Here is a 10,393-nt window from a genome sequence, read left to right as displayed (position 1 = left end):
GCTCCGAATTTATCATTGAGCAGGTATTTTTAGATAATCAGAACATCGATGCTAGGTGTGGTTCGCTAGACGCTTACAGTTTAAATACCTTTTTGATGTTTAGTATAGGATATAAGGAATGCATGAATTTTTAAAAACAGACCAATTAGGGCATATAATAAACCAAGTTAATGATGAAATTTCTATGCTTAAGAATGCTCTGAATGAACCAATAAATAAGAATGTTGAAAGCAATGTACTTGCAGATATTTTAGATCGAGCGGCACTAGAAGAAGAGCGTAAGCAACAATACATTTCACGTTATAGAAAAGGTCTGCAGCTGAAGGCATTGCAACGAGTTAAATTTAGGCTTCAAAAAGAACCTGGCGAATACGGGTATTGTGAAACATGCGGTATTGAAATTCAGTTTAAAAGATTAGTAACAGTGCCAACGGCAGAAAACTGCTGTGATTGCCAATCTATAATTGAAGTTCAAAATAGATATAAGTGTCGGAGGACAATAATTATGAAACTCGACAATAAATACTAAAACCATGACAATAAAGTTCGAAACTTTTCGATGCTATTTGTCGCAGTCTGCCTTTTGTTCTAACAAGCTTTTGCCCCAAAACGTGTTAAAGCAATTATTCTATAGGTCGGCTTTGAGCGATAACCGGACACTGAAAAAGTTAAATTTATTCCTGTGTTTTAAGTAGAAATCTAATTTTGTCCAATAACATTATTAAACGCCGTTTTGGGGCAAAATAACATGCTTAATTCCTAGCTGTTTTAATTACTTGTTTACAAAGGTAATTATTGGTGAAATTATCAGGGTATGTAATATACGCCGTTTCGGTGTGTTATAAACCACCAAAATGGTGTTCAATAAGCTGTTAGCTGTTTTGCTATGTTCTAGGCTTTTTTCAAATAAAAACATCGACTTTCTTTTTGTCGGTTAACAATAAAGCAGCCTTTTCTTGATATAAATCAAAAGTATCGTCTGATATAAATTTATCAAACGTATTAATTATTTCTTTCATGTAAGAGGCTCTTACTTGATAAGTCTGACGTTCAGGATATTCTTTAGCAAGTCCATCTAATTTCTCTGAACTATTAGAAAAATACTCCATAACATTAATTTTTTTATCAGGATCTACATCCCCTCCACCATAAGAAAGGATCCTAAGTTTAGACTCTAAACTATTCATATCTTCTCTTTTTTTGGATATTATGGGGTTTCCTGACTTACCTAATCTAACTGGTTCATCACTATCGTATTTTTGTGTGTATTCTCGTTCCATTTCATTCACATTTTTAACAATACTATGAAGTTCTTTTATACTCATATTAGAAAAGTTGAGCTCTTCTTTTTTAAATACTTTTTCATATGCACTTCCCTCAATTAATGATGAATCAAAAGCATTATTGTCTTTTTTTTCTTTAACTTTAGGATCAAGGTGAGTTGTGTTTATATTAATTTTTAAGCCACTTTCGCTTGTTTTAGTAGAAAAGCTTTTTATTTTTTCATCATCACTGTTTGTAAAAATAGATATTTTACTTTCAAATAGAGTAGGTAGTAGATTGGTGCTGATTTTCATAAAAATCCTTTTTCATATGTCGTTTTCTTTTATCGACATAATTTTATAAAACTTAAGCTTTTATTTTAGATTGTTTTCTATTAACGACTCATAGGGCTGAGTCGTTAATAGAAAGTTTAACTAGCCACCAGATCTTACTTCATAAGTAATTCCACCATAAGTAGATCCAGTTGTTGTTTTATTTTCAACTTCCCAATAATAAGTGCCTGCATTAAAGATAGAAGTGGAAACTGCTACGCTATATCCGCCAGCAACTCTATCTCCATTGCTATCAACCAAAGTCACTTTGAAATCATGTCCGTCATAGTTTCTTAAAATTGCAAAACCGTATCTACGGCAATTACCACCATCATAAGTAAAGCTTGCAATAGTTCGAGTCTGCTCCAATTTAAGACTAGTGTATCTAGTGTAAATTGTAGGGCTACAACGTTCATATTCACTGGTTGTTTGCTCATTTTTAGCTGCTTCTTCAAAATCAAGAATAGAATTCAATGATGCAACTTGATCATGTTGCTCTTGTACTTGAATCGAAGATGACTCTGTAACCGAAGTATCAGCACTGATTGCATTGAAAGAATTCTTTCTTAATGGGTGGCCAAAATCACTGTACCACTACAGGATGCGTCTTTAATGACGCGCATGAAAGAGCTTGAAGATGAAAACCGCCGTTTAAAGAAAATGTATGCTGAAGAGCGGCTCAAATCTGAGGTCATTCAAGAGGCTATGGCAAAAAAGTGGTAACGGCTTCTGAGCGTAAAGTATTGGCACATGAAGTCGTTAGCACAAATAAAATGAGTATTGCCTTAGCTTGCCGTACTTTTATGATAAGTGAAACGTGTTATCGCTATACACCGATATTAAGAAATGAAAATCTAAAAATAGCAGAGCTGTTACTCGATTTGACTGAGTCAAAGCGAAGCTGGGGTTTTGGATTATGTTTTTTATATTTGCGTAATGTAAAAAAGCACAAGTGGAATCACAAGCAAGTTTACCGCATTTACCGTGATCTTGAGTTAAATTTGCGGATCAAGCCAAGGAAACGCTTAAATAGAGATAAGCCTGAGCCATTGGCAGTACCAGAAACCATCAATGAATGTTGGTCAATGGATTTTATGCATGACCAATTAGCGGATGGCAGAGCGTGTCGATTGTTTAATGTCATTGATGACTTTAATCGTGAAGGGCTGACTATTGACGCTGATTTATCACTGCCTGCTGAACGTGTGATCCGCTCGTTAAATCAAATTATAGAGTGGCGTGGTAAACCCAAAGCTATCAGATGTGATAATGGCCCTGAATATATTAGCAAGCAACTAGCGCAATGGGCGTTAAATAATGATATCGAATTACGGTTTATTCAACCCGGTAACCCGCAGCAAAATGCCTATATAGAGCGCTTCAACCGAACGGTTCGTTACGACTGGCTGAGTCATTATATTTATAGTGATATTAGTGAGTTACAAGACATAGCGACTGATTGGCTATGGACTTATAATAATGAACGCCCTAACATGGGGTTAGGTGGTATAACACCAATACAAAAGCTGGAAAAATTAAACAACGGAAATTCTACTGCCAGCCTCCATTAAAAATGGGGGGATTACCCGACGAATCTTTAATTATACCTTATCAAACGTTTGTCATCGCATTGGCTAAACAGATGTTGGTATTAATTAACAATATTCGAGAGTATGACTCACAAATAAACTCAATTTTTACCAGTATGGATGACGCCTCAATATTTACTTCACTTCCCGGCACAGGCCCTTGCCTTGCTCCTAGGCTTTTAGCTACTTTAGGGGAAGATAAATCTCGTTTTAGTAGCGCACAAGAAATACAAAACTATGCAGGCTTATCGCCAGTTACAGAGCGTAGTGGTCAAAAAAGCTGGGTACATTGGCGCTGGCAATGTTCTAAATTTGTCCGTCAGAGCTTTATAGAGTGGGCTTCCAAAAGCGTAGGGCAATCTTATTGGGCGGGCATTTATTACGCACAGCAAAAAGCGAAAGGTAATTCACACCAATCGGCAGTAAGAGCGTTGGCCTATAAATGGGTAAGGATCTTATTTAGGTGCTGGAAAACAGGAAAAGCTTATGATGAATCAAAATATTTAAAAGCACTAAAAGAGAAAGGTTCTCCTCTTTTAGTGGTAGAAAAAGCTTGTTGAGTGCCTCAGGGCGTGAAGCGGACATTCAAGCGTAACCCGTTTCTGCCCCAAAACGAGTTTAGTCGAGCGTCGCAAATGAGCGAATTTGAGACACTGATTTTATGTTTGAGTTGTATCAATATATCTACAAAACGGACATTAAGCCTCTTATTTCCCCATGTTCAGTTAACTTAAATACTCTAATTTGTGATTTAAAATTGATTTTTCACAAAAAGAATCTGAAAACTTAGAGGGAAAGCTAGAGCTTTAACGAAATAGCTTTTAAATAAATTAAGTGTAAATTCAGCTACTCTTAAGTTTAAAGCGATATTCTGAATAATATTTACTCAAAGGCATGCATCATTGAAAGTTTTAGTTATCGAAGATTCAATATCACTTAGACGAAGTTTAAGAGTAGGGTTAACCAACCTAGGTTTCACCGTAGATGATACTGGAGATGGTTCTGAGGGACTAAGTATGGCTCTGTCTGGTGATTATTCTCTGTTAATTCTTGATTTAATGTTGCCCTCTGTCGATGGTACTTCAATATTAAAGGCAATTCGTCAGGCAGGAAAAGATATCCGTGTATTAATTTTGTCTGCGAAAGACCTTACAGAAGATAAAGTTGAAGGGCTTCTCAACGGTGCAGATGACTACCTTACTAAACCTTTTTCTTTTGACGAACTGCATGTCCGTTTACTCTGTTTAATGCGGCGCGGTACTTTGAATGTGAACGCTAACAGTATTAATATTGGTGCCGTATCACTAGATTTACATTTAAAACAATTAAGATGTGGTGGTAAAGATGCTCAGCTAACCCCTAATGAATACAAAGTGGTTGAATGCTTATTTTCCAGTCAAGGAAAAGTCATTTCTTCTGAAAAGCTCAGCGAATACCTAGCCGGACAATATGATGCAATTGCAAAAAATTCTATAGAGGCTCACCTTTCTTCTGCTCGGAAAAAAGTAAGAGCTATTGGTTACGAGCTTCCAATTAAAACCAAGCGTGGCTTTGGCTACTTCGTTGAGAGTCATTAATGAATTCAATTCATAAAAAGCTAAGTCGCTATCTATCAATTTCAATCTCATTACTCTTAATTTGTATCTTATTAGCAACTGATATCAGTGTTGATACATGGATTAGTGATGAGTTTGACCGAGCCATGATCAACAAAGTTGGACTACTTGAAACATTAGTTGAAGTAGATGAAAACGGAATAGAATTTGATTTTGCTGGGGAGTTTATGCCGGAATTTGAAGGCAAAGAAAACCCTGAATATTACCAACTTTGGTACAAAAGCGAAGTATTTGAGAGATCTGACACTCTAGAGCTTTTTGAAATAAAAGCTCTCTCTAGATTAGATGTAAAACTACATGAATTTATTATTCAAGATACCGTATTACCAGACGGTAGAAATGGCAGGATGCTGTATACAAAGTTTTTTCCTCAGGTTGACTCTGACATTCGTGAAATACTCGGTATAAGCAGAGAAGAATTTGCAAAGAATCAACAACCAATGGAACTTGCCTATGCGCTAAGTAGAGAAGAGTTAGACTATATCCACTGGTTTGTTGATATTATTTTTATTTTCACATCTATATTTTCCGTATTTATTATAAGAATAATTGTCAAACTTGTTGTTTCTAGGAGTTTAAAACCAATTAGTGAACTCAGTCAGCAGCTAAGAAAAATAAGTTTAAACTCTAAAAACCCGGAAGTTTCAGTAGAATTTTTACCGCAAGAACTCGTTCCGATAGTTGAAGGCGTTAATCAGTTTATTAAAGAAAATCATATTCTGTACATTCGAGAGCAGAGAATGGCTTCTGACATTGCTCACGAATTAAAAACACCAATTGCAGAGCTTATAAGTTTGAGCGAAGTTGCCTTAAGGTTTCCTCATGAAAAGGAAATATCAGATAACCTTGCAAGCGATGTCCATGGAATATCCTATCGCTTAAAAAATATCGTTAGTAGCATCATGCTATTACAAAAAAGTAGTAGTAGCCATGAGTTAGAAACTAGCAAAATTAACCTAACGGATCTAATTAGTAACATTATCTCAAGAGAAAATTCAGACGATAGAGATATTACACTTCTTTTTGATATACCTTCATTAATAGTAAATACCAACAAATTTGCTTTAGAAACTGTGTTATCAAATTTAATTAACAATGCAATCTTTTATAGTCCAACTAATTCAGCAATAGAGATAACAACATCAAAAATTGATAATAGAAATGCTTTAATCAAAATTTCAAATATCTGCTACGAAAATTATCAAGAAAATGAGCTTAAATTGTTTTTTGATCCTTTATGGCAAAAAGACGAATCAAGAACATCAACAGAACGATTTGGATTAGGTTTAGCAATAGTAAAATCCTACTGTGAAAAAATTGGAGCAACTGTTTCAATATCGCTAGTTGAGAAGAAAATAACATTTACTGTATCGCTGTAATGAACAAGTCTTTTAACGCTTCTTTACAACTTCTTTATCTGTTTGCTTCAAGTATTGCCTTTGCAACTGAAGTTGTCGTTGATGGCTCTCTGAATGATTCAGGTTGGCAAAGCGCGAAGAGAAACACAGTTAATTACCAAGTTGTTCCACAAACGCTAACAAAGGTAGAGCTTAAAAACTTAAATCAAGCTAATAGCCATAATCAGTTTAATGTCTTTCATACCGTTTTAGGAGCGCTTAGCCTTGAGTCATCAATATATGATAGTACGCTTGATGTATTGCATAACTCTGGTGAACATTAGAAATTATGTTGAACTACAACAGCGTTATTAAAATTATTATATTGGTAATGCTTTATTTTGCCTTACCAATAACTGCTGCCCCTCTTATTAAAAGTGGTTCTGAAGAAACATCTGAATTGAATTTATATACCGCGAAATATAGTGTATTACGGGGCAAGAAAAAATATGGTCGAGCCACAAGAAAACTAAGTAAAAATAATACTTCTTATTCGTTATCATTCAATACTAGCGCATCAATTTTTTTCTATAGCATAGATACGAGTGAGATAAGTAATTTTCTATGGCAGGACAATAAAGTAGCGTTACTGAGCTATAAAGGAAAAGATTCGAGAACTTTTAAAAAAGATAAACATTTACAGTTAAATTTTGATCATAATAACCAAACTTTAATAGCTAAAATGAATGGCGATATTAGTGAGCAAACCTTAAAAGATGACGTGTTAGACCCACTATTTGTGTTTGAAATGTTAAGGCTTGACGCACTGAAAAACGATGGGTTTTCTAATGTAAAACAATTGCATTACACCGTTTATGATACAAGTGGCTTCAAAGAATTTAACTTCCTGAATGGTGGACGAGTTACTATTGACACACCTCTTGGGGAACTTAATTGCATCAAGTTAAGCAGGATTAGAAAAAATAGTACTAGAAAGACGCATATTTGGCTGGCAATTGATTACGACTATATTCCTATTATGCTTTTACAAGAACACAAGGAAGAAGAAGTCGCAACACTACTTATAAGTTCTATTGAGAAACATTAAGAAGCAATATCGGCATAACCTTCCTACAAATAAAAGATAAAAACTACATTTCTAATTAACTTCTAAAACTAACTACCGTAATTCAATAATAGCAAAGCCTTTCTAAGCAAAAAATAGCAACACTTTGCCATTTATCAGTTTGAACTAAGCAAATCTTAAGTTAACAAAATTACCATAAAGCCATACTCATAAGAGGTGTCTTTATGAAAAAGCATTACATTCTTTCTAAGGTAAGTTAAGTGTACAAAATTATCAATTTTTTAAACCAAATTAAGCTCACAACTAATCAATTAGTGATTTATACCTGCGTATACATCACTTTAGTTTTGAATTTCCCATTTTTAAGTAAAATAACGACAGTGGTTACAGCCCTTGAATCTTACAATCTTTTTTTCTTACTGTCTGTCCCTGTTTTTTTATTGGCATTGTCTATTTTCGTTCAATGCTTTTTATCCTTTCGATGGATAACAAAACCACTACTCATCTTATTGGTTTTATTGTCGTCTGTTCTTTTTTATAGCACTGTGACATACGGTATAGTTTTTGATTATGGCATGATCCAAAATACAGTTGAAACGGATACGGCTGAAGCATTTTCTTATTTTAACTTCTCCGCAATATTGTTCTTTCTATTTTTTGGAGTAATACCTTCACTTCTTATTGCCAACGTTCAATTGACCTATAGTTCTTTTGTCGGGGAATTGCTCGCACGGATAAAATTACTTAGCGGCAGTGTCGGTGTAATATTTCTAATTGCAATAGTATTTTATTCAAACTATGCATCTGTTGGCCGAAATAATCGCGATTTAGTGGGCTATCTAACGCCATATGCCTTGATTGATTCAACAGTAAAATATGTTCGAAAAAACTATTTGTATCCTCCGTTAAAATTCAGCCTGTTAGACACGTCTCCAACCATTAAAAATGATGATAGTAACAAAAGTATTACTGTTTTAGTGCTAGGTGAAACAGCAAGATCCCAAAATTTTTCTTTAAATGGTTATGAAAAGCAGACCAATAGCCTAACTAAAGACTTAGGCGTTGTTTCATTTAAAGATGTTACCTCCTGTGGAACAGCAACCGCGGTATCTGTACCTTGTATGTTTTCAAGGTTAAACAAAAACAACTACGAGAAAAGAGTGGCGGTAGCACAACAAAATGCCGTTGATTTAATTCACTTGGCAGGAGCTGAAGTGTATTGGATCAGCAATAATAATGGTAGCTGCAAAGGCGTTTGCTCAAGGGTAAAAACGGAGCAGATTTCTACTAATAGTAAAAATCCATTATGTGATGATGAGTACTGTTTCGATGAAGTTCTGGTTGACGAATTAAGAAAGAAACTTCATTCATTGAAAAGCGACAATACACTAATAGTACTTCATATGATCGGCTCTCATGGACCAACTTACTACCGACGCTACCCCAAAGATAAACGAGTATTTTCTCCTGACTGTCAACGTAGTGATATCCAAAATTGTAGTCAAGAGGAACTGGTTAATACCTACAACAACACTATTGCTTATACTGATTTAGTCTTGTCAGAAATCATCACAGAACTTGCAGCATTGAGCAATGAGAACAATATCAAAACATCAATGATTTATGTTTCTGATCACGGTGAATCTTTGGGCGAAAGTGGCGTGTATTTACATGGTTTACCTTACGCATTTGCACCAGAAGAACAAACAAAAGTGCCATTGATTTATTGGGGGGATAAATTACATCACAAAGCCAAGTTAGATTGTTTAAATAAAATTAGTGAACAGCCTATATCTCATGACAACGTATTCGATATTTTACTTGCTGAAATGCAAGTAAAGTCAAAAGTTTATCAACCTAAAAACAACCCTTTTAATCATTGTACTAATGGTGTTTCCGTAGCAAATGCAAAGTCACCAACAATTTCTCAAGGAGTAAACTAATCCGTGTTTGATAGTGAAAACAAGCCTAAAGGTTTTAATCGAGTTTATCTCGCAACATTAAATTCAACTAGAGCGTTCAAATGGCTCCTAAGGAATGAAGCCGCATTCAGACAAGAGTTACTGTTGCTCATATTGTCGATCCCCGTAACTTTCTTGTTCAATATTACACTGAAAGAGCAACTCATACTTATCATTGCGGTACTGTTCATTATGTTTACCGAGATAGTAAATACTGCAATAGAGGCAGTCGTTGACCGTATTGGTTTCGAAATACACCCACTGTCAGGTTTAGCGAAAGATTTAGGGTCTGCCGCAGTATTAGTGAGTATAGTGATTGCTATATGCATTTGGTTGGTAGTTCTTTTTTAATGACATACTCACATAGAGGAATTTTATATGAACAAACAATTTAACGATGCTCTGATAAAAGTACCTCAATTAACAATAGGGTTTTGGATAATAAAAATACTCGCGACTACGTTAGGTGAAACAGGTGGTGATGCTGTTTCAATGTCAATGAATTTGGGCTATTTAGTTGGAACTGTAATCTTTATGTCCTTTTTTATTGCTGCTGTTATTATGCAAGTAAAATCTACAAAATTTAGCCCGTTTATTTATTGGATCACTATTATTGCATCAACGACAGTGGGGACAACACTTGCTGATTTTGCCGATAGATCGTTGGGAATTGGGTATTTAGGAGGTTCAACTCTATTAGCTACTCTCTTAATTATTACATTGGCTATTTGGTATAGAACAATTGGAAGTATCAGTGTTTCTTCTATTGACAACCCTAAAGCTGAATCGTTTTACTGGTTAACCATTATGTTTTCTCAAACACTTGGGACTGCACTGGGAGACTGGACTGCTGATACTGCTGGATTGGGTTATATTGGAGCTGCATATATTTTCAGTACAGGCTTAGGAATTGTATTAACCCTATATATGTTCACTAAAGTATCTAGAACAATGTTATTTTGGCTTGCATTTGTTTTGACTCGTCCCTTAGGCGCGGTTGTTGGTGACTTTTTAGACAAGCCTGTTGCGCACGGTGGTTTGGAATTGAGTAGATATTCAGCTACCGCGACACTACTGTTTGTAATAGTAGTTTTGATCATACTTCTACCTCAACGACCTGCTTTAAAACAACATTAATGTCTAATTATCAGTTTTAATTAAGCAATTCTTAAGTTTAACCTAATACAGTAAACATCGTGTTATTCACT

The 10,393-nt window shown here is 35.0% G+C and carries 10 protein-coding genes and 2 pseudogenes; 10 read left to right on the top strand and 2 right to left on the bottom strand.

Going from position 1 to position 10,393, the window contains the following annotated elements; all coding sequences use genetic code 11:
* Positions 1–118: 118 nt before the first annotated feature.
* A complete protein-coding gene (locus tag AAEZ18_RS12045; RefSeq protein WP_016899346.1) occupies positions 119–529 on the top strand; it encodes a TraR/DksA family transcriptional regulator in 411 nt (136 codons plus the stop codon).
* A 373-nt stretch (positions 530–902) separates the two neighbouring features.
* Here AAEZ18_RS12045 and AAEZ18_RS12040 read toward each other — a convergent pair whose 3' ends face one another.
* Positions 903–1,577: a hypothetical protein gene (locus tag AAEZ18_RS12040; protein WP_013463096.1), complete on the bottom strand. Its 675-nt coding sequence runs from the start codon at positions 1,575–1,577 to the stop codon at positions 903–905.
* Between the two features lie 120 nt (positions 1,578–1,697).
* On the bottom strand, positions 1,698–2,069 hold the full coding sequence (locus tag AAEZ18_RS12035) for a hypothetical protein (protein ID WP_024599458.1): 372 nt from the start codon (positions 2,067–2,069) through the stop codon (positions 1,698–1,700).
* A 126-nt stretch (positions 2,070–2,195) separates the two neighbouring features.
* Here AAEZ18_RS12035 and AAEZ18_RS12030 point away from each other — a divergent pair.
* From AAEZ18_RS12030 to AAEZ18_RS11990, 9 genes and pseudogenes are all read left to right on the top strand, one after another.
* Positions 2,196–3,166 (top strand): annotated as a pseudogene (locus AAEZ18_RS12030) (IS3 family transposase); the annotation flags it as partial.
* A gap of 149 nt (positions 3,167–3,315) precedes the next feature.
* Positions 3,316–3,744: pseudogene (locus AAEZ18_RS12025) on the top strand (transposase); the annotation flags it as partial.
* A 342-nt stretch (positions 3,745–4,086) separates the two neighbouring features.
* Positions 4,087–4,761, top strand: a complete 675-nt coding sequence (locus AAEZ18_RS12020; RefSeq protein ID WP_029609916.1) for a response regulator transcription factor — start codon at positions 4,087–4,089, stop codon at positions 4,759–4,761.
* Positions 4,761–6,179, top strand: coding sequence for a sensor histidine kinase (locus tag AAEZ18_RS12015; RefSeq protein ID WP_016899344.1), 1,419 nt, complete (start codon positions 4,761–4,763; stop codon positions 6,177–6,179). The genes AAEZ18_RS12020 and AAEZ18_RS12015 overlap by 1 nt, the downstream gene beginning before the upstream one ends.
* Entirely contained in the window at positions 6,179–6,481 is a 303-nt protein-coding gene (locus tag AAEZ18_RS12010; RefSeq protein ID WP_016899343.1) for a hypothetical protein, read from the top strand. The genes AAEZ18_RS12015 and AAEZ18_RS12010 overlap by 1 nt, the downstream gene beginning before the upstream one ends.
* A gap of 5 nt (positions 6,482–6,486) precedes the next feature.
* Positions 6,487–7,245, top strand: coding sequence for a DUF3108 domain-containing protein (locus AAEZ18_RS12005; protein ID WP_016899342.1), 759 nt, complete (start codon positions 6,487–6,489; stop codon positions 7,243–7,245).
* A gap of 239 nt (positions 7,246–7,484) precedes the next feature.
* Positions 7,485–9,167, top strand: a complete 1,683-nt coding sequence (locus AAEZ18_RS12000; RefSeq protein WP_016899341.1) for a phosphoethanolamine transferase — start codon at positions 7,485–7,487, stop codon at positions 9,165–9,167.
* A gap of 3 nt (positions 9,168–9,170) precedes the next feature.
* Positions 9,171–9,536, top strand: a complete 366-nt coding sequence (locus tag AAEZ18_RS11995) for a diacylglycerol kinase (RefSeq protein ID WP_010558014.1) — start codon at positions 9,171–9,173, stop codon at positions 9,534–9,536.
* Between the two features lie 27 nt (positions 9,537–9,563).
* Positions 9,564–10,322 carry a COG4705 family protein gene (locus AAEZ18_RS11990; RefSeq protein ID WP_010558013.1) on the top strand — a complete coding sequence of 253 codons (759 nt, stop codon included), beginning with the start codon at positions 9,564–9,566 and terminating at the stop codon, positions 10,320–10,322.
* Positions 10,323–10,393: the final 71 nt, after the last annotated feature.

Source organism: Pseudoalteromonas sp. 19-MNA-CIBAN-0066, from assembly GCF_040308705.1.
Classification (GTDB): Bacteria; Pseudomonadota; Gammaproteobacteria; order Enterobacterales; family Alteromonadaceae; genus Pseudoalteromonas; species Pseudoalteromonas nigrifaciens.
Note: the sequence above shows the minus strand (reverse complement) of the source record. Positions and strands in the feature narration are given on the sequence as shown.

Coding starts and splice junctions, on each gene's coding strand:
- AAEZ18_RS12045 (WP_016899346.1), top strand. CDS start 119: ATGCATGAATTTTTAAAAACAGACCAATTAGGGCATATAATAAACCAA.
- AAEZ18_RS12040 (WP_013463096.1), bottom strand. CDS start 1,577: ATGAAAATCAGCACCAATCTACTACCTACTCTATTTGAAAGTAAAATA.
- AAEZ18_RS12015 (WP_016899344.1), top strand. CDS start 4,761: ATGAATTCAATTCATAAAAAGCTAAGTCGCTATCTATCAATTTCAATC.
- AAEZ18_RS12010 (WP_016899343.1), top strand. CDS start 6,179: ATGAACAAGTCTTTTAACGCTTCTTTACAACTTCTTTATCTGTTTGCT.
- AAEZ18_RS12005 (WP_016899342.1), top strand. CDS start 6,487: ATGTTGAACTACAACAGCGTTATTAAAATTATTATATTGGTAATGCTT.
- AAEZ18_RS11990 (WP_010558013.1), top strand. CDS start 9,564: ATGAACAAACAATTTAACGATGCTCTGATAAAAGTACCTCAATTAACA.